General features: G+C 43.9%; 23 protein-coding genes. 8 read left to right on the top strand and 15 right to left on the bottom strand.

All coding sequences use genetic code 11. The annotated features are described in order from the left end of the window. Nucleotides 1–37: 37 nt before the first annotated feature. Genes tsaB through C8R34_RS02055 form a run of 3 tightly spaced genes read left to right on the top strand, consistent with a single transcriptional unit; the run spans nucleotide 38 to nucleotide 1,898 of the window. On the top strand, nucleotides 38–712 hold the full coding sequence (gene tsaB, locus C8R34_RS02065; RefSeq protein ID WP_110337342.1) for a tRNA (adenosine(37)-N6)-threonylcarbamoyltransferase complex dimerization subunit type 1 TsaB: 675 nt from the start codon (nucleotides 38–40) through the stop codon (nucleotides 710–712). Continuing rightward, nucleotides 709–1,170 (top strand): ribosomal protein S18-alanine N-acetyltransferase, encoded by a 462-nt coding sequence (gene rimI / locus C8R34_RS02060; protein WP_110337340.1) that lies wholly within the window; start codon nucleotides 709–711, stop codon nucleotides 1,168–1,170. Before tsaB ends, rimI begins: the two co-directional genes overlap by 4 nt. Beyond that, on the top strand, nucleotides 1,167–1,898 hold the full coding sequence (locus C8R34_RS02055) for a uracil-DNA glycosylase family protein (protein ID WP_110337338.1): 732 nt from the start codon (nucleotides 1,167–1,169) through the stop codon (nucleotides 1,896–1,898). The genes rimI and C8R34_RS02055 overlap by 4 nt, the downstream gene beginning before the upstream one ends. A 42-nt stretch (nucleotides 1,899–1,940) precedes the next feature. On the opposite strand, the gene lplT is transcribed toward C8R34_RS02055, so the two are convergent. Further along, nucleotides 1,941–3,215, bottom strand: a complete 1,275-nt coding sequence (gene lplT, locus C8R34_RS02050) for a lysophospholipid transporter LplT (RefSeq protein ID WP_110337336.1) — start codon at nucleotides 3,213–3,215, stop codon at nucleotides 1,941–1,943. 236 nt (nucleotides 3,216–3,451) lie between these two features. Between lplT and alr the strand changes: the two genes are divergently transcribed. After that, complete coding sequence (gene alr / locus C8R34_RS02045) at nucleotides 3,452–4,531, top strand: alanine racemase (protein ID WP_110337478.1); 1,080 nt, start codon at nucleotides 3,452–3,454, stop codon at nucleotides 4,529–4,531. A 41-nt stretch (nucleotides 4,532–4,572) separates the two neighbouring features. Here alr and C8R34_RS02040 read toward each other — a convergent pair whose 3' ends face one another. From C8R34_RS02040 to C8R34_RS01975, 14 genes are all read right to left on the bottom strand, one after another. Beyond that, on the bottom strand, nucleotides 4,573–5,367 hold the full coding sequence (locus C8R34_RS02040) for a peptidylprolyl isomerase (RefSeq protein WP_110337334.1): 795 nt from the start codon (nucleotides 5,365–5,367) through the stop codon (nucleotides 4,573–4,575). 158 nt (nucleotides 5,368–5,525) lie between these two features. Next, complete coding sequence (locus C8R34_RS02035; RefSeq protein ID WP_110337476.1) at nucleotides 5,526–5,828, bottom strand: YciI family protein; 303 nt, start codon at nucleotides 5,826–5,828, stop codon at nucleotides 5,526–5,528. After that, nucleotides 5,828–6,430, bottom strand: a complete 603-nt coding sequence (locus C8R34_RS02030; protein WP_110337474.1) for a septation protein A — start codon at nucleotides 6,428–6,430, stop codon at nucleotides 5,828–5,830. The genes C8R34_RS02035 and C8R34_RS02030 overlap by 1 nt, the downstream gene beginning before the upstream one ends. 57 nt (nucleotides 6,431–6,487) lie before the next feature. Next, a complete protein-coding gene (locus C8R34_RS02025) occupies nucleotides 6,488–7,639 on the bottom strand; it encodes an NAD(P)/FAD-dependent oxidoreductase (protein ID WP_110337332.1) in 1,152 nt (383 codons plus the stop codon). Nucleotides 7,640–7,642: 3 nt separating this feature from the next. Beyond that, nucleotides 7,643–7,807, bottom strand: coding sequence for a rubredoxin (locus tag C8R34_RS02020; protein ID WP_110337330.1), 165 nt, complete (start codon nucleotides 7,805–7,807; stop codon nucleotides 7,643–7,645). Nucleotides 7,808–8,051: 244 nt separating this feature from the next. Further along, nucleotides 8,052–8,822, bottom strand: coding sequence for a VacJ family lipoprotein (locus tag C8R34_RS02015; RefSeq protein ID WP_110337328.1), 771 nt, complete (start codon nucleotides 8,820–8,822; stop codon nucleotides 8,052–8,054). A 369-nt stretch (nucleotides 8,823–9,191) separates the two neighbouring features. Beyond that, the gene (locus tag C8R34_RS02010; RefSeq protein ID WP_110337326.1) at nucleotides 9,192–11,285 is read right to left on the bottom strand and encodes a M3 family metallopeptidase; all 2,094 of its coding nucleotides are present in this window, start codon (nucleotides 11,283–11,285) and stop codon (nucleotides 9,192–9,194) included. A 75-nt stretch (nucleotides 11,286–11,360) separates the two neighbouring features. Then, nucleotides 11,361–12,635 (bottom strand): dihydroorotase, encoded by a 1,275-nt coding sequence (locus C8R34_RS02005; RefSeq protein ID WP_110337324.1) that lies wholly within the window; start codon nucleotides 12,633–12,635, stop codon nucleotides 11,361–11,363. Nucleotides 12,636–12,645: 10 nt separating this feature from the next. Beyond that, on the bottom strand, nucleotides 12,646–13,602 hold the full coding sequence (locus tag C8R34_RS02000) for an aspartate carbamoyltransferase catalytic subunit (protein WP_110337472.1): 957 nt from the start codon (nucleotides 13,600–13,602) through the stop codon (nucleotides 12,646–12,648). Continuing rightward, nucleotides 13,602–14,108 (bottom strand): bifunctional pyr operon transcriptional regulator/uracil phosphoribosyltransferase PyrR, encoded by a 507-nt coding sequence (pyrR, locus tag C8R34_RS01995; RefSeq protein ID WP_110337322.1) that lies wholly within the window; start codon nucleotides 14,106–14,108, stop codon nucleotides 13,602–13,604. Before pyrR ends, C8R34_RS02000 begins: the two co-directional genes overlap by 1 nt. Next, nucleotides 14,089–14,574: a Holliday junction resolvase RuvX gene (gene ruvX, locus C8R34_RS01990; protein WP_110337320.1), complete on the bottom strand. Its 486-nt coding sequence runs from the start codon at nucleotides 14,572–14,574 to the stop codon at nucleotides 14,089–14,091. Before ruvX ends, pyrR begins: the two co-directional genes overlap by 20 nt. Nucleotides 14,575–14,586: 12 nt before the next feature. Beyond that, nucleotides 14,587–15,147: a YqgE/AlgH family protein gene (locus C8R34_RS01985; protein ID WP_110337318.1), complete on the bottom strand. Its 561-nt coding sequence runs from the start codon at nucleotides 15,145–15,147 to the stop codon at nucleotides 14,587–14,589. An 86-nt stretch (nucleotides 15,148–15,233) separates the two neighbouring features. Continuing rightward, nucleotides 15,234–15,860: a 2-polyprenyl-3-methyl-6-methoxy-1,4-benzoquinone monooxygenase gene (gene coq7, locus C8R34_RS01980; protein ID WP_110337316.1), complete on the bottom strand. Its 627-nt coding sequence runs from the start codon at nucleotides 15,858–15,860 to the stop codon at nucleotides 15,234–15,236. A gap of 169 nt (nucleotides 15,861–16,029) precedes the next feature. After that, nucleotides 16,030–17,319, bottom strand: a complete 1,290-nt coding sequence (locus C8R34_RS01975) for a (Fe-S)-binding protein (RefSeq protein WP_110337314.1) — start codon at nucleotides 17,317–17,319, stop codon at nucleotides 16,030–16,032. Between the two features lie 161 nt (nucleotides 17,320–17,480). Here C8R34_RS01975 and rpsP point away from each other — a divergent pair, with 161 nt between their 5' ends. From rpsP to rplS, 4 genes are read left to right on the top strand one after another with little or no spacing between them, the layout of a single operon-like run. Further along, entirely contained in the window at nucleotides 17,481–17,747 is a 267-nt protein-coding gene (rpsP, locus tag C8R34_RS01970; RefSeq protein ID WP_110337312.1) for a 30S ribosomal protein S16, read from the top strand. A gap of 31 nt (nucleotides 17,748–17,778) precedes the next feature. Further along, nucleotides 17,779–18,291, top strand: a complete 513-nt coding sequence (gene rimM, locus C8R34_RS01965) for a ribosome maturation factor RimM (RefSeq protein ID WP_165872491.1) — start codon at nucleotides 17,779–17,781, stop codon at nucleotides 18,289–18,291. Nucleotides 18,292–18,302: 11 nt separating this feature from the next. Continuing rightward, complete coding sequence (trmD, locus tag C8R34_RS01960) at nucleotides 18,303–19,073, top strand: tRNA (guanosine(37)-N1)-methyltransferase TrmD (protein WP_110337308.1); 771 nt, start codon at nucleotides 18,303–18,305, stop codon at nucleotides 19,071–19,073. A 33-nt stretch (nucleotides 19,074–19,106) separates the two neighbouring features. After that, nucleotides 19,107–19,523 carry a 50S ribosomal protein L19 gene (gene rplS / locus C8R34_RS01955; RefSeq protein ID WP_110337306.1) on the top strand — a complete coding sequence of 139 codons (417 nt, stop codon included), beginning with the start codon at nucleotides 19,107–19,109 and terminating at the stop codon, nucleotides 19,521–19,523. The last annotated feature ends 117 nt before the right edge of the window (nucleotides 19,524–19,640 follow it).

Raw genomic sequence — 19,640 nt, 5'->3', positions numbered from 1 at the left:
ACAAGGTCATCGACAATCTATAGAGCACTTAATCATCTTGAAAATTCTCGCCCTCGAAACCTCAACTGAATATTGTTCAGTCGCACTCTATCTGGATGGCAAGATTCTCAATAAGGAAATTCTTGCTGAGCGTCGCCACTCTGAAATTCTTTTGCCTATGATTCAAGAAATATTGGCGGAAGCTGAATTAACATTGCGTCAAATCGATGGAATCGCATTTGGTGCAGGCCCAGGCTCTTTTACCGGTCTGCGCATAGCATGCGGAGTCGCCCAAGGCTTAGCGTATGCGGTCACTCTACCTGTTGTTGGCATTAGTACGCTGGAAGCAGTTGCGCAAAAAACCGGTGAACAAAAAGTCATTGTGGCACTTGATGCTCGTATGGGTGAAATTTATCATGCGGCCTATCAGCAATTGACAAGCCATACCTGGAAAATCATTAGCCCTCCCATACTCTGTTCGCCTCAACAGTCACCCTCGATAGTAGGCAACGAATGGAATGGATGCGGCAGTGGTTTTGAGGTATATAGCAAAGAATTAACATTGATTTATAATAATAATCTTCAGAAGATTCACTATGGATTCCATCCTCAGGCGGGAGAAATAGCACAACTTGCACTACCTAAATTTACCGATGGATCAAATACCGATCCAGCAAACGCAGCTCCCATCTATATACGTAATAAAGTAGCATTAAAGGAAAGTGAGCGATGAATATCACGGAACAACAAATGGTTGAAATCAGGAAGATGCAGCCATCGGATCTGAGTCGTGTTATCCTTATCGAACGAGAAATTTTTCTTTTCCCATGGTCGTTGGGAAATTTTGCGGATTCAATCGAAGCAGGCTATATCTGCCAAGTTTTGCAACAAACCAATACGCTAATGGGTTACGGCATCATGATGATGAGCCCAGAAGAAGCGCATGTTCTCACGCTTGGCATTGCCGCAGACTGGCAAAAAAAAGGCTGGGGGAAGAAACTCCTACAACACTTCATTCACTATGCCAAAGATAAAAATGCAAAATCGATGTTCCTAGATGTACGGGAATCCAATCACGGTGCTGCACAGCTCTATAAACAAATGGGCTTCCAACACATTGCCACGCGCAAAGGCTACTATCCTGCCATGTGTGGACGCGAAGATGCGCTGGTCATGCAACTGATGCTATGAGCGCCCGACGCAAGCAAATACTCAAAGAATTAGGTCTTACGCCGATGTGGCATTTAAAGTCAACCGTGCCAACGCACGGTGAGATACTGGCATCACAACCGAATGAGATCAATAAGTCAGCAGCTTTACCTGATCCTGCACAAGATTTGCAGCGACCCCAGGAAATCCAACAGATGAATTGGGAGCAGCTCAAATTATCAGCATCTCATTGCACTGCCTGCCCTTTAAGCCAAGCGCGCACGCAAACAGTATTTGGCGTTGGTGACGAAAATGCTGACTGGCTCTTTGTAGGTGAAGGTCCAGGCGCACGAGAAGATGCAACAGGAGAACCCTTTGTGGGGCAGGCTGGCAAACTGCTTGATCAAATGTTGGCAGCTATCGGCTTAAAACGTGATCATCAAGTTTATATCGCTAATATTGTAAAATGCCGCCCGCCCAATAATAGGAACCCCAGTTTAAACGAAGCTCGTCAGTGCGAACCGTACCTAACCCGGCAGATTGAATTAATAAAACCTAAGCTTATCATTGCATTGGGAAAAATTGCCGCACAGAATCTTCTTGGCTGTGAAGACAGCATTTCCAACTTGCGAGGAAAGGTACATGATCATTCAGGTATACCCTTGATCGTCACTTATCATCCGGCCTACTTGTTACGCGCGCTCCCGGAGAAAGCCAAGGCCTGGAAAGATTTATGTTTCGCCCAATCAACGATGCAATCCATCAAATAAATCACTTATTCCACGCAACTGAAAAGTTTCATGCTATTGAAATCAGTGCTTCTTCTTTGCACCAATCAAATGCAGCGAATCCGCTTTACTCTGATTCAATAAATGCCACTTTCTAATCAACGTCATCATAATCGATACAAATAATCCAAAAGCGACAATGACAACATAAATATGCACTTCAAATAATATCAATACAGCATACACTGACAGCATCGCCAAAATGCTCAAATTTTCATTGAAATTTTGCACTGCGATGGAATGTCCGGCTCCCATCAAAATATGTCCTCGGTGTTGTAACAATGCATTCATCGGTACAACAAAGAATCCTGCTAATCCACCAATTAACATCAATAAAATAATTGCGATCCACAAATCTTTTACAAAAACCATAGCCATCACAACGATACCCATTGCAATGCCCAGCGGAATAACTTTTACGGATTGCTTCAACGACACCCATCTAGCTGCCATGACCGCACCCACGGCAATGCCTACAGCAACCACACCTTGTAGCTGAGCAGCTTGATTAAGTGGATAGTTCATCGCCACTTCGGCCCATTTCAGGACAATAAACTGCAGCGTAGCTCCCGCCCCCCAGAACAGTGTGGTGACTGCAAGCGAAATCTGTCCGAGTTTGTCCGACCACAATAATTTTATACAATGACTAAACTCATGAATCAGATAAACAGGATTCTTCTTAGGAATGCGATGGTCAACGCCGGTATTAGGAATATACAAGTTAAATAACGCTGCAATCGCGTAAATGATGGCTATCAAAAAAATGCCGCTTTCCAATGCGCTATCAATTCCCGTGTCGATGAGCGGAAAATCAAATTCCAACAAAACACTTGCGACAGCGGGAGTAATCAGAATACCGCCCAAGACCGTACCCAACACGATAGATGCCACCGTTAATCCTTCGATCCAGCCATTGGCAATCACCAATTTTTCAGGTGGCAATAATTCGGTCAATATGCCATATTTAGCGGGTGAATATGCCGCTGCGCCTAACCCCACAACGGCATAGGCAGCCAATGCAAAATATTGGTGCATGGCGATAAATAGTAAACCACAGCCAACAATTTTAATGGTATTGCTGACAAACATGACGCGCCCTTTCGGCATAGAATCAGCAAATGCACCAACAAAGGGAGCAAGAATGACGTAAAACAATACAAAAACAAACTTCAACATGGGTGTTAAGTAGGCGGGAGCATGCAGATCTATCAGCAGCGCAATCGCCACAACTAACAACGCATTATCTGCCAGAGAAGAAAAAAACTGCGCTGCCATAATAGTATAAAAACCGCGTTCCAAGCTTATTTCCTCGTAGGGGTAAGTTTTAAAGAGTTAATTCTTGTCATTCATTTGCTCTAAATGCTACTTAAACAATGCCCACATCACTTCTCCATATTCTATTCATTGAGAGCGCGAGATTATCATATTATGTCGGTTATTATCTGAAAGTTGAATTCAACACACCCAATTTAAATTATTATAAAAATCCTGCGAAAAAGTATATTCGCTTCTTGCTCATTCTGGACACAATATCAATGCCGCGCCCTATCAAAGCTTCTATAGACCTTCCTGCTTTAGCACATAATCTGACCATAGTACGCCAACATGCGCCACACTCGCGCATAATGGCTGTCATCAAAGCCGACGCTTATGGTCATGGGCTGCTTCATACTGCCAGCGCTTTAAAAGATGCTGATGGATTTGCGCTGCTGGAGTTGGATGCCGCAATATCTCTACGCGATGCCGGTTATCATCAGCCCATCCTACTGTTGGAAGGTTTTTTTTCTACACACGAATTAGCGCTGTTTGAACAGTATCAATTAAGCGCAGTCATCCACCATAGCGAGCAAGTCGCTATGCTATTAGATTTCAAGCATCAGGAATTAAACTTATTTATAAAAATCAATACCGGTATGAATCGCTTAGGATTGGCACCTGAGCAATTTCCCGGAACAATGAAGCAACTCGAAGAAAATCGATATGCACACAATATTACATTAATGACGCATTTTGCCTGCGCCGATGAGTCTTCAGAAGAAGAAAGTGTGCTGCAACAGCTCCAGTGTTTTGAACTAACTACCAAGCAATACAACCATCCACGCTCACTTGCAAATTCAGCGGCCATCATGCGCTATCCTAAAACACATGCCGATTGGGTACGCCCTGGAATCATGCTATATGGCGCCTCACCCTTTTCTGATCAAACCGCATCAGATCTCAACTTGCGGCCTGTTATGACACTCTCCAGCCGGATCATCGCAATACACAATCTAAAATATGGAGACAAAGTAGGTTATCACGGCCTATTCCAAGCTGATCGCCCAATGCGTATCGGAATTGTCGCGTGTGGTTATGCCGATGGGTATCCACGCCATGCACCTACAAACACACCGGTATTGGTGAACAATCAACGTAGCCGTCTATTGGGTCGAGTGTCTATGGATATGCTGGCTGTAGACTTAACAGAAATTGAGAACGCCGGACTAAACAGTCCGGTTATTCTTTGGGGAGCAGGCGTATCGGTTGATGAAGTCGCTCATCGGGCCGGCACAACCAGTTATGAACTGCTTTGCGCCTTAGCACCACGGGTAGAGAAATTGTGCTCTAGTTATTAAAGAACTCAATCTACCCGTGGTAGCTCGACAATCCAGAAATACTATTCCACTTTCGCTTTACCACGTAAATCTTGCACAACTGTTGCAAATTCTCGCTGCAATACACGTTGCTGTATATTCTGTTTCACTTCTTCAAATGGTGGGACTTCCATCGGGCGCGTATCCATTAATTGAATCACGTGCCAACCGAAAGAAGTTTGCACTGGTTGTTCTGTCATGCCACCTTTCGATAACTTGACCAGTGCTTCAGAAAACGGACGAACATAGGCAGCCGGTGGGCTCCAGTTCAGTTCACCACCATTTTCCTTGCTACCATCATCAATGGATTTTTCCGCAGCGATTTTGGCAAAATTACCGCCTTTCTTAAGGTTAGCAATAATGTCGCGCGCTGCACTTTCATTGTCCACCAAAATATGCCGCGCTTTATATTCTTTATCACCCATCTGCACTTTCAGCATTTCATATTCCTTGCGCAAGATGTCATCACTGACTGCATTACGTTTGATGTAATCAGCTTGGAACGCTCTTACCAATACGGCTTGCTTGGATACTTCAAGCTGCGTAATAACTTCCGGATCTTTATCCAGTTTCTTTTTCATTGCTTCTTGCGCTAAAATCTCTTCAGCAATCAGGTTTTCTCGCAACGCTTTTCTCATTTCCGGACCATCTGGCTGACCTTGCGCAACGCTTGCTTTCACCATTAATTCCAGACGCGATTGCGGAATTGCTACACCATTCACCTTAGCCACTACTCCTGTTGACTGAGCTTGAACTGATAGCGCAAACAAGCCCAGAATACTAACTGTCATTACTTGTGAAAATTTCGTCAAACGCATGGAATTTCCTTATTGTGATTTGGATAAAATTTATATTCTAATGAATATAATTGCTTTGAGAAAGTATACGCCTTAACTTGATGGACGTGAATCCTTACGTATTTTCATTGATCTTGAAGCAATTTGGTAGTAATGAGGAAAGCAAAGCTTGCAACCACTTATGCAGACAGTACCTTCTTAAAAGGTTTAACAGTCACTTTCTGATAGACACCTGCACTCATATAGGGATCAGCATCAGCCCAGGCTTGTGCCGCTTCTAAGGACTCAAACTCTGCCACAACCAAGCTTCCTGAAAAACCCGCTGGCCCTGGATCTTGACTATCGATAGCAGGATACGGCCCGGCTAAAATTAAACGGCCGGCCTCTTGCAATGCCTGAATTCTTTTTAAATGCTCTGGACGAACTGCCATTCTTTTTTCCAGACTGTTCGGAACATCTTCACCATGAATAGCATATAACATCATTGCTCTTTACTCATTTTATCTTCTATTTTTTCCGTTGCATTACTCTGTTCGCTGGTAGCTAAAATTTGAGGCGTATCTTTTAGATATTTTCCTAGCATCATCACTTGCGCTATGATGAAAACAAGCATTAACCCAGTCGCTCCAAATAATTTAAACGTAACCCAGGTATCTACTGAAAAACCAAATGCAACATAAAGATTAATACACCCCATTAATAGAAAAAACCCCATCCAGCTCAAATTAAGTTTATTCCAGATGATTGATGGCAATACCATCTGCTTTTCTAGCATTGCTTGAATCAGATTCTTTCTAAAAATTAGATTGGATACCAGTAAAACAGTGGCAATCAGCCAATATAGCACTGTCGGTTTCCATTTAATAAATGTTTCATCCTGAGACACTAGTGTAGCGCCACCAAAAATGACAATGATAGCCAGATTTGACCACATCATTTTATCGATGTGGCGATGCCGAAACCAAAGCCAGCCAATTTGTAGAATAGCCGCTACTATCGCAACTGCAGTCGCGACAAAAATATCGTAGACCTTGAAAGCTGCGAAAAACAAAATGACGGGGAAAAGATCGAATAGAAACTTCATCATTACCAATACTCAGTATTTACTTATCATCAGTTAAAAAACCAATCGTCAAAAATTTTATACCAATACTGCTGGCAATTGGGTTGTAAGATTATTCTTTTCCTTGGTTGCAGCGCCCAATAATGCATACCCCAGTAAATTACCAACTTCATCCCGATACAATGCTTTTACGCCATCGGTATCAACCTCGACATGCCACTCACCCTGCACATTAAAATCAGGCGGCGAAACGACTGTTGGGCACGCCGGTGTTTTTACCATGATTGGCATTGCCGGATAGTGAACAGAAGTTGGGTTACCCGCAAGTGTTGCAGCTAAAGCCCGCGCTGCATGTGTAATCGGCATTACAAAAGGCAACACCTTACTTTCGACCTCCGCACAATCGCCCAACGCATAAATATTCGCAAATCGAGTTTGTAGCAAGCGATTCACTACAATGCCACGATTAATTTGAATTCCCGCTGCTTCAGCAAGTTGCGTACGAGAACGTAATCCCACTGATGAGAGTACCAGATCAGAATCGATCGATTCACCATTAGCGAGCGTTAAACGTAGTCGGTCTTCAACTTGATCAACAGCCTGAATTGTCGTATCTAAGTGAAAAACCACACCAACCGCTTCCAACTTCTGTTGCATAAATGCACCGCTTGCTGGTGGTAACAGTCTCCCCAGCGGTTGCGCACTAATATCAATGACATCTACCTGATATCCCGATGTCACCAAGTCGTTTGCAAATTCACAACCGATTAAACCGGCACCAATAATGCTGATTCGTTTCTTGCCGATCAGCGCTTCACGAAAATTTTGATAATCATCCAAGTCATTCACGGTTAATATTTTTGCCACACCGTCACCCTGTAATGGCAACCGTATTTGGTCCGCGCCTACTGCCAGAACCAGTTGATCGTAGAATATTTTCTCACCATCGATCAATGTCACCGCATTTTCCGATTGATCAATGGCAGTGACACGACAATACGGACGAATAGAAATCTTCAATTGTGATGCCATTTGAGCAGCATCACTATTCAAAATAGATGCGGGAGTCTTACCTAATGACAAAGCATTTGATAACATCGGTTTGGAATAAAAACCGCCGTGATCGGCAGATAGCATCGTTATCGGAATTTCTGCATTGAGTTTTCGTAGCTCACGTGCCGCAGCATAGCCAGCCAACCCACTCCCTACAATAACTACCGGATTATCCATTGCTCAGATCTCCACCATTTCAAAATCTGCTTTATCCACGCCACACTCAGGACAAGCCCAGTGTTCGGGAACATCTTCCCAATGCGTCCCGGCTCTTACGCCATGTTCTGGATCACCCACTGCTTCATCATAAATAAATCCGCATATATTGCATTGAAATTTCTTCATTTTTTAAACTTTATTTACAAGAACTGTATAAAAAATATGCACATTAATTTAGAGTGATTCTCCATCAATCAATGTGCCTATTTATTATTTATTAGCGGTGTAGCGTTGAATAGTTCTTCAGCAGAAAAACAATATATGCGAAAACCTAATCTTTCGAAGTACGGTCATGTAGTCAATATAAATAAGATAAGCGACTACTCACAAAACAGTAACAACATAAGAGCAAAGTATGTTTTCCGTTTTATCACTTAGTCTCCACAGTAGCTGTGTTGTTGATCAAGCTGGTACGTCTTTGTAAATAGGCGTCACGCATAAATTCATATTTATCCAATGCGGCCTCTTCAAGCGTTTTATCGTCATCAAGAAACTGTGCACGTGCATTGATAGTTCTCGCTGTTGCAACAGGCAAACGTAGTGCCACTTTATTCAGATAATCCACATCATCCATAAAAACCCCTGTTACCCCTTGTGTAACGGGATCCATGAAGAAACTATCAACAGCTATTCCGAACGCATCGCGTACAGAACTGGGCCCCAAGAAAGGCAATACAATATACGGCCCACTGGTAACACCATAACGTCCCAATGTCTGACCGAAGTCCTCGTTGCGTTTGTTAAGATTAACATCGCTTGCTGCACTGATATCACTGGCAATATCGATCAAACCAAATATACCGAAAGTGGTATTGATCAATACCCGCGTACCGCTAACAAGTGCGCTCTCATAATTTAATTGCAGCACAGAATTAGTGGTCACCACCACGTCGTTCAGATTGGAGAAAAAGTTTCCAACCACCAATTCGATAGGATCGGGAGTAACCCACTTATAACCTCTGGCAACCGGATCCAATACATTGTCATACACCATTTCATTAAAATTAAAAACGGCGCGGTTCATAGACTCTAGAGGGTCATGAGGGCCATTCTGGTTATTCGTCTTGGTTGTAGCGCAACCTGTTAAAAACAAACTAAATACCAGAATAGCAATAGCTTTGGAATGGATAGTATTCATCATGCTCTTATTTATTTTATTAAAAAAACCGATCGATCTTGCCACATTTACACAATTGGTTCAATACACCTTGCCGTTAACAGGTCGCTGAAAAACTATCTACGTTGTTGCCGTCACGGTGTTAAAAATAGGCTCAAAATGCTCAATTATTAAGCACAACGCGCCTTATCGCCTGTTCTTGTCTAGGATTCCTCGAAAATGTTTCTCAACAACCCGGTAAGTGTTTTCACTCACTTTCAATTTTGTGACACTACATGCAGAAATTAAAAAATTTTCATTAAACCAACTGTCAAATCTCGGATATATGACAGATTATCCATAGTACTTCATAACAGCATACTCACTCAACGAGAAAATAATACAGTGTAACAATTAAGCTGTTTCCATCCCATTGTGACGCAACAATGCATCCAGCTCTGGTTCACGGCCACGAAATGCCATAAATGATTCCAATGCTGAACGACTCCCGCCCATCGCAAGGATCTCTTCAAGAAAACGCGAACCGGTTGCAGCATTGACTACACCATCCGAAGCAGTCTCTTCAAACATGCTATAAGCGTCTGCCGAGAGTACTTCCGCCCATTTATAGCTATAATAACCTGCAGCATACCCCCCTGAAAAAATATGTGCAAAACTATTAGGGAAGCGATTAAAGCTTGGCGGAATGATCACCGCAACCGCTTTACGAATATCATCCAGCAGTTGTAACACCGTTTGGTCGCCGCCTGGTTTAAAGTCAAAGTGGATATGCATATCAAAAAGCGCAAATTCAATCTGCCGCAACATCTGCAACCCACTTTGAAAGTTCTTGGCTTTGATCATCTTATCAAATAAAGCTCTCGGTAGCGATTCGCCGGTATCAACATGCTGCGTCATTCCGGTTAGCACATCCCACTCCCAGCAAAAATTTTCCATAAACTGACTGGGCAATTCCACTGCATCCCATTCCACTCCATTAATACCCGACACCCCCAAATCTTCCACTTGCGTCAGCAAGTGATGCAAACCATGACCGAATTCATGAAATAGCACGATCACCTCATTATGGGTAAATAAAGCCGGACGATGTCGGTTGTTGATAGTTACAGGCGCCGAGAAGTTACACGTGAGGTATGCGACCGGTATTTGTATGTCGTGATTTCCTGCTTGTTCATTATTAATTCGACGACGTGTAATCGCATCATCCATCCATGCACCGCCTCGCTTGGTAGGCCGTGCATAGAGATCCAGATAAAATTGGCCAATTAATTGACCTTTCGCATCATTGATATCAAAAAATTTCACATCAGGGTGCCAGCACTGAACATTGCGTATAGCTATCGCTGGCACAATATGTATGCCATACAGTTTTTCCACTAACTTAAACATACCCGCCAGCACTTTGTCTTCCGGAAAGTATTCTTTAACTTCCTGATCTGAAAAAGCATAGCGTTCTTCACGTAATTTCTCACTCACATAGGCTAAATCCCAGGCTTCAAGTTTCGGCAAATTCAGATTCTCTGCTGCAAATTGCTGTAGTGCTCTCAGATCTCGCTCAGCGTACGGTTTTGCTTTGGCTGCTAATTTCCTCAAAAAATCCAAAACCTGTTGCGGGGAAGTCGCCATTTTCGTTGCCAACGAAACCTCGGCATAATTCGCATGTCCCAACATGTGCGCTGCTTCCTGACGCAGTGCCAGTATCTTATTGATAAGCGGCATGTTGTCTTTATCGAGCCCGGCCTGATGATCCAACTCACTGGCACGCGTTGCATAAGCACGGTACATTTGCTCACGAAAATTGCGATTGTCGGCATACTGCAGTACTGGAAGATAAGACGGCATATGCAGAGTAAATTTCCATCCCGCCTTGGAATCCGCTATAGCCTGTTCCTTAGCGGTTTGTAATACATCGTCCGGAATACCTGCTACGATTTCTGCATCTTCAATAAATAGTGCATAGGCATTCGTGGCATCCAGTAAGTTATCGCTAAACTCTGAAGATAATTTCGACAGATCTTCCTGGATCTGCATGAATCGTTGCTTTCTATCAGATGGCAATTCCGCACCCCCTAAACGAAAATCCCTCAATTCATTTTCAATAATTTTTTTCCGCGCGGAGGTCAAATGATCAAATTCCGCGCTCGCCCGTAATTGCTTAAATTTTTCGAACAATACCAAGTCTTGCGATAATTCGGCGTAAAACTGCGTAATCAATGGAAGATTCGCATTATAGATTTCGCGAAGTTGTGGGCTATTCATCACCGCATTCAAATGCGATACCTGCCCCCAAGCACGCGACAAATGCTCATTGGCATCCACCATCGGCTGCACAAAAATTTGCCAGGTAGGTACACGATTATCAATTCGCACTTTTTCGATCACCGTACGGTTCTCTTTCAACAACATCTCAATGGCTGGTGAAATATGCTCATTCTTTATTTCCGCAAAACGGGGCAATCCGGAAAAATCAAGTAACGGGTTTGACATGTTGCTCCCAATAATCAGTTAAAAACAAATTACGTCGTGCTAATGCGCATTAAAATCCGCAGAATCCATCAGACTTCAGCGTTCGTAAACAATCTGGCCATTCACCAAGGTATATTTAATACCACCCGGTAATTCCATTCCCATAAAAGGCGTATTTTTACCTTGACTCAAAATTGCTGTCGATGTCACCTTCCAATAATGGTCAGGATCAAATATGCAGATATCCGCGGCACTTCCGACGGCGATATGTCCCGCGTCAATCCCCAGTATTTGTGCTGGATCTGATGTAATCTTTGCCAAAACCTTAAGCATAGGCAAGCGCATTTCCATTCCCCATTTTAAAGTTAGCGGCAATAGTAATTCCACACCGGTAGCACCGATCTCAGACTGACCAAATGGCAGCAATTTAGCATCTTCATCCACCGGCGCATGATCTGAACAAATCGCATCGATCGTTCCATCCAGCACCCCCTGTCGCAATGCATCCCGATCACTGAAACCACGCAACGGCGGCATCAGATGGCAATTGGAATCGAAGAAGCCAATGTCCATATCAGACAGATGCAGATGATTGATCGTCACATCGCAGCTTATTGGCAAACCCTGATGCTTAGCGACACGAACCATCGCCAGTCCTTCAGCACTGGAAATCCGACACAAATGCACTCTGACGCCTGTTTCTTTGGTCAGTAAAATAATATTGGCCAAAGCAATTGTTTCAGCACACACAGGAACTGTGGGTAAACCCAGCCGAGTTGCCACTTCTCCATCATGCGCTACGCCATCACTGGTCAAGCTGATTTCTTGTGGCCGTAGCCATACGCTGAAACCGAATGTAGAAGCGTACCGCATTGCCTGCATTAACACGCGCAAATTAGATAACAAGCCATCCGACTGACCAAATACAACACACCCGGCATCATTCAATTCCGCCATTTCAGTCAGACGCTCACCGTTTAATCCTTGAGTAAGTGCGCCAATGGGATAAACATGTGCCTGATTAAGACTTTTCGCACGATGCTTCAGCATTTCGACCAACCCCGGCTCATCCAGCGGAGGATCCGTATCCGGCGGACAGGCAAAGCTCGTTATCCCCCCCGCAACCGCCGCTCCCATCTCAGATTCCAATGTTGCTTTATATTCAAACCCAGGTTCACGCAAGCGCACCGACAAATCAACGAAACCTGGGCAGACGATTAACGATCGAGCATCAATGACACGACTGGCCTGGAATTCCTTGGGAGCTTCACCTATAGCGACGACTTTACCCTTCGCAATAAAAATATCCTGAACGGCATCAACACCATGCTTGGGATCAATCAAACGTCCATTCTTAATATGAATTTTCATGCAGACGACCTTAAGCTTGATTACCCGCCAGAATCGACATCACAGCCATGCGTACCGCGATACCAAATGTCACCTGAGACAAAATCACTGACTGTTTACCATCTGCAACCGCAGAATCAATTTCCACGCCACGATTCATCGGCCCAGGATGCATGACAATGGCGTCACGCCGCGCAAGCGATAACTTCTCTGGAGTCAGTCCATAGTATTTAAAATATTCTTCCGGGCTAGGTAGGTTCGCACCTTGCATGCGTTCATTCTGCAGGCGCAGCATCATCAACACGTCAATATCCTTCAACCCTTTCGCCATATCATGGTAGACATGCACACCTAGGCGCTCCACCATTTTCGGCAGCAAAGTCTTAGGTGCAATTACACGGACTTCCGGTACTCCCAATGTAGTCAGTGCATGAATCTGAGAACGCGCTACCCTGGAATGTAGAATGTCGCCAATGATTGCAACCCGCAAATTATGGAAATCCTGCTTATGACGCCGGATCGTAAACATATCCAGCAATGCTTGCGTGGGGTGCGCATGACTGCCATCACCGGCATTAATCACATGAATATCTGACCGCACATGCCTTGCAATCAAATGCGCAGCACCACTCTGCGCATGCCGCACCACAAACATATCTGCATTCATCGCAGAAAGATTATTGACGGTATCCAGCAGCGCTTCGCCCTTGGATTGCGCAGAAACTGCAATATTGAGATTAATGACATCGGCCGACAATCGTTTAGCGGCAATTTCAAAGGTTGTCCGTGTTCGCGTACTGGGTTCAAAAAAAAGATTGAATATCGATTTTCCACGTAATAACGGAATTTTTTTAACATCGCGTTCAGTAACGCCAACAAATGACTCGGCGGTATCCAATATGTGCAATAAAACAGATGCCGGCAATCCTTCCGTCGTCAGCAGATGCTGCAACACGCCATTCTCATCCAGTTGCGGATTCCTATTCATCATTCCGCAAGGCTCTTGTCATACAAATTCAAGCTTAATTTTCCATTCGCTTCGCGCTTTAATTCCAGCATCTTGTCCGCTGGCAACTGCAGTTCAACGCCCGTATATTGGGCGGCAATCGGCAATTCCCTGCCACTTCGGTCAACCAAAGTAGCCAATCTGATGCAGGCGGGGCGGCCATAATCAAATAGCTCGTTAATTGCTGCACGGATTGTTCGTCCGGTATAAAGCACATCATCCACCAAAATAATATGCGCCCCTTCCACCTCAAAAGGTATTTCCGACCGTTTAACCTTTGAATGCAAACCAATTTTATCGAAATCATCGCGATAAAAAGATACATCCAGTGTGCCTAGCGGCTGCGTGATTGCCAACTCTTGATGCAAGCGCTCAGCCAACCATACTCCCCCCGTATGAATGCCCACGAGTACAAAATCTTTGTCACAATCGGATTGTATTTTTTTTGCGAGACTCTTGAATAAGGTCTCAGCGTCTGGTAGTTGCATGCTGTTCGTCAAAAAATGATTGTAGTATCTGCTGTGCGGCTACCTGATCCAGCACTGTTTTTTGTTTTCTGCCGGTAATACCTGATTCGCGTAACGCAGCACTGGCAGTTTCACTGGTATAACGTTCATCTTTCAATATCACCCTGATATTAAAACGCCCTGCTAAACGCCGCGCAAAACGCTGGCTCAATTGGGTCAGTTCATGCGCGGTTCCATCGCTATGCAGCGGCAACCCCACCACCAGCAAAACCGGCTGCCAGGTTTCAATCAATTGCGCAATTGTAACAAAACATCGCTCTGTCACTTCGCTATCAATCGTCACTAAGGGACGCGCCGTGCCTAGCATATTATTACCAATCGCCACACCAATACGTTTCTTCCCGAAATCAAAAGCTAATACAGTACCTTGCGGGAGCCGTTCCAGTGCTTGATGTTCCGAATCCACGTCTAAAAGAATTTCTACCATTCGTACCGATAGTTATGCGTGCCCAACTTCATTGGAGAGATTGGCATCATGAATGCCCAGTAATTGCATTGCCGCAGAGAGCCTTTCTTCCGACGGCATGCTAAATATCACATCGGATGAAGCCGGCACCGTCAACCATGCATTCTGAGCCAATTCGTGCTCAATCTGTCCCGCAGCCCAACCCGCATAGCCAAGGGCAATCAATACTTGATCCGGTCCATCGGCACTCGCAATGGCTTTTAAGATGTCCAACGACGTAGTCAATCCCACTTCCTGATTCACTACTAACGTTGACTGCCACTTGCCTATGGGGTGATGTAATACAAACCCGCAATCCATTTGAACAGGCCCGCCAAAAAGCACTGGGGTTGTTTGCGCTAGAAAATCATCTTGTTGGATGCCTAACTGTTTGAATAAATTAACCAGCGTAAGGTCGGTTGGCCGGTTAATAACGATGCCGATCGCACCTTGTTCGTTGTGCTCACAAATATACGTCAATGTCTTAGAAAATATAGAATCCGCCATTGTCGGCATAGCGATCAGGAAATGATGTGTCAGATTAATATTTTTCATGGCGAAATCGGTATTCTATGTGCTCATTGCATCACTGTTTTATCTTGCTTATTTCATACTAATTGATAATTAACAATTTACTATGATCAAACCCAATAGGCTGTTTGAGTCATTACCTTTGATCCAAGCTTCATCGTGAATTTCACAGGCAGTGGCAACTCGGCGCCACCATAGGACAGCGCCATGGTTGCATGACTGGCTTCATCAATCTTCATTTGCGTGACAATAGCGCGGCTTTTCTCATCGCTATTGGGTAAACGTTCCAAATGACTTGCCAGATGCATACCCACTTGATGCTCTGTTTCAGCAAGAAATCCCAAATTCCATTTATCACCCAACATTCCTGCCACTACACCTATGGCAAAAGACCCGCCATACCACAGCGGATTCAGCAAGCTTTTACGCCCGCTCAGCTCAGCAATACGTCGCTCTGTCCACGCCAGATGCTCTGTCTCTTCACGTGCAGCCTGCATCAATGTTTGCTGTACGGTTTCGTTACGCGCTGTTAATCCCTGCCCTTGATACAACGCCTGCGCACAAACTTCGCCAACATGATTCACACGCATGAGCGCACAAGATAGTCGTTTTTCTGCATCAGTCAGTTCAACTTCCGGCAGTTCGTTGCCCGGAACAGGTCGTAAGGTTTGAGCCGGCGTCAACAGCGTACGCAAAGCGCTATCAAAACCAATGATAAGCTTATCGATAGTAACCATAATCTATTAAAAATAAACAATGAATATTAGGTAGTCATTATAGACCGATATTCAGAAAATCAGCCACCCCTTAGTACATAAACGATTATTTACATCTTCGCTCAACACTGTGTTGTATCAACAAGTTTTTGTGAAATAAGCAACAAAATCACATAACCATGTGTTTTCACTATGATTCCAAACCCATTTGCCGTGCCAGCAAAGTAACCGGATGCAGCACTTCAATATTTATTTTTTTCTCATGCAAGCCATTGGCAATATGCATTGAGCAACCAATATTAGAAGTAACCAAGTGCTTGGCATCACCTGCCACCAGGGCGGACATCTTATCATCCAGCAACATACTGGCGATTTCAGGTTGGTCCATAAAATAACTTCCCGCAGCACCACAGCACTGATCATTACCGGCCAATGGCACTACCTGCACACCCGGTATACGTGCAATCAACTGATAAGGATATGTCTGATCATGCAATACATTACGCAAACTGCATGGATCATGCACTAGAATTCTTTGCGGCAATGGCGCTATTTTCACACTTTCCCATCCCTCGGCTTCAATCAGGAATCTGCTGATGTCTGTAATCCGACTATGGCCATCAGCCACTTCAGACTCAAGCAACTGCACACCACAACCTGACGCAGTACTGACTATTGCACCGACATTCAGTGCGGCGAAAGCCGCTTTATTTTGTTTTGCCAGTGCAGCAGCCTGCTCTAGTCCGCCACTATGTTGATGTAGCGCGCCACAGCAAGTTTGATTGGAAGGAACATGAACGGTATAACCCAAGCAATTCAATACATAAATACTTGCGTTCAATGTTGCGACGTCGGTTATCCGCGCCACACAGCCCAGAAACAAACCGACGTCCCCTCGTTCCTCTCCTCTCGCAGGATAAACTTTCTCCCAGATATTATTGCTAGCAGCATGTTTTCTATTTGAATTTGCCACATAGGGAAACTTAACCCGAGGAAGTTGTGCAACAAATTTAAATAATCTATTTCTCTCCAGCCGATTAAATTTTAGCAGCCATCGTAACAAACCACTTTTCTGCAGAAAATAAAACAACTGACGCAATCGTTCTATGCGTGCAGACTTCATCAGCAATAACATTCGCAATAATATTTTTATATTTAAATTTTGACCTGACACAAAAGATTTTGATTGATCTGCAATCAGAACACGAGCTCCATCAATTAAATGCCCATAAGCAACATGATTAGGACACACCGCCTCACAAGCCCGACACGTTAGACAGCGATCCATGTGCTGAATAAATTTTTGATTCAGCGGGATTCGCTCATTAGCAACCCCACTCATCAAAGCAATGCGCCCACGCGGAGAATCAGCTTCTGATTTCAACAAGCGATAAGTTGGGCAATGCGGCAAACACAAGCCGCAAGAAACACATTGATTTGACTCAGCAATAATAAAATCCTTAGAGACACCTGAAGACAATTTAATTAATCCTATGATAAGAATTCACGTTCAAATCTCCTCCTGCCGAGGAGAAATCACAAACTTGATCAGTTTGCCACTTGTCAATAATAAAGAAATTACTGTAAAATTAAAGGTTCTTTGAAGACTTCTCGTGCAATTATAAGCTTATAGGCAAAAATATGGTCATTATCAGGTTGGCAAGGGGTGGTGCTAAGAAGCGCCCGTTTTTTAATATGGTTGTTGCAAATTCTCGCGATGCGCGCGATGGTCGATTTATAGAACGCGTTGGCTTCTATAACCCAAGAGCCATTGGTGGTGAAGAAACACTGCGAATTCAATTGGATCGCGTTACCTATTGGCAATCCCAAGGTGCGCAATTATCAGCAACAGCAACGCGACTGGTTAAGCAGTTCACTGTTAATAACAAAGCACCAGAAAATAGCTAAAGTCATCACAAACCAACAGTCGACTATCCCAATGGTAGTAATGGGGCATGTTATTGGCCCCTTTGGTGTTTATGGTTGGATTAAAGTGCTCCCTTACACTGAATATGCTGATGGATTAATGGAATACCCATCATGGTGGCTGAGTAAAGGAAATAATGAGTGGCAAGAAGTGCGAGTTGTGACAGGTCACAGTAATGGTAATACTTTAAATGCACAATTAAAGGAATATACCGACCGTACACAGGTTCTCAAGCTAAAAGGAATGCAAATAGCTATTCCACGTGATCAATTACCCGCTCTGCCGGAAGAGGGAGAATGTGGCTATTATTGGTCGGACTTGATTGGCAACGATGTCATCAATCTAAACAATGAGAACCTTGGTAAAGTTGCAGGATTGCTTGAAACTGGCGCGAATGACGTTTTATGCGTACGAAGCATAGATAAAGAAAAAAAAGAAATCCTCATTCCTTTTATTGAACAAGTTATCGTAAAAGTCGATTTGAAGCTTTCTCGAATCATAGTTGACTGGGGTATAGATTATTAAGGTAATGAACGATGCCTTTTGAATGTGACGTGATCACATTATTTCCGGAAATGTTCAACGCCATCACTCAATATGGTGTAACAGGAAAGGCTAGCAGAAACACCGTCTTTCAACTTAATACATGGAATCCTCGTGACTTTACTCACGACAATTATCGTGCTGTAGACGACAGTCCTTATGGCGGAGGACCGGGCATGGTAATGATGGCTCAACCATTAGAAGATGCAATCATTCAAGCTAGAACAAGACAAATCGCATTGGGTATTGAGAAAACCAAAGTTATTTATTTGACACCACAAGGCAAACGACTTGATCATGCGCTGGTCAAGCAGCTCAGCACCTTGCCAGGGTTTATTTTACTCTGTGGACGTTATGAAGGAATAGATGAGCGGCTAATCATGCGCCAAGTCGACATGGAAATATCGATTGGGGATTATGTAGTCTCAGGTGGCGAATTAGCCGCAATGATATTAATTGATTGTGTTGTTAGACAAATTCCAGGTACATTAGGTGATCCGGAATCAGCGAATCAGGACTCGTTTGTGGATGGTCTATTAGACTATCCACATTTTACTCGCCCCGAGTCGTATCAAGGCAGTCGTGTACCCGAAATACTGATGTCAGGCAATCATGCGCATATACACCGTTGGCGCTTACAGCAAACCATCGGCAGGACATGGCTCAAGCGACCTGATTTATTTGAGTTAAAATTTGCACACGGCATGACGGTCGAAGAAGAAAAACTGTTGGAAGAGTTTAAACAATCCTGTAAATCCAGGTAGAATTAGCAAAATAGGGAAGAAGAGGAAAGAAATATGAACTTAATTGAGCAATTAGAAGCTGAAGAGATAAAACGCCTAAACAAAGACATACCCAGTTTCTCCCCCGGAGATACAGTGATTGTTAATGTCAATGTTGTTGAGGGAGACCGCAAGCGTGTGCAAGCTTATGAAGGTGTCGTAATAGCCAAGCGCAACCGTGGTCTGAATTCAGCCTTCACAGTACGCAAAATTTCAAGTGGAGAAGGTGTAGAACGTACCTTCCAAACATACTCGCCATTGATAGCAAGCATCGAAATTAAACGCCGAGGTGCAGTTCGTCGTGCAAAACTTTATTATCTTAGAAATCTTGCAGGAAAATCCGCTCGTATTCGTGAAAAATTACCGGCTCGTGAAAGTAAAAATTTAGCGTCGGCCAAACCGCAAACTTCGACACAAGAAGCTTCCACCTAGCGGAAGCAAGTCATCTGAAAAACAAAAAACCGTACGCGATTTTGCTAAATCAGTCGTACGGTTTTCTTATGCGGCGCAATGATTTAAATAATCAGATAGAAAGAAAAAGAACAAGAA

This window comes from Nitrosomonas sp. Nm84, assembly GCF_003201565.1.
Classification (GTDB): Bacteria; Pseudomonadota; Gammaproteobacteria; order Burkholderiales; family Nitrosomonadaceae; genus Nitrosomonas.
The sequence above is the reverse complement of the archived record's forward strand: the minus strand, read 5'-3'. Positions and strand labels throughout refer to the sequence as shown.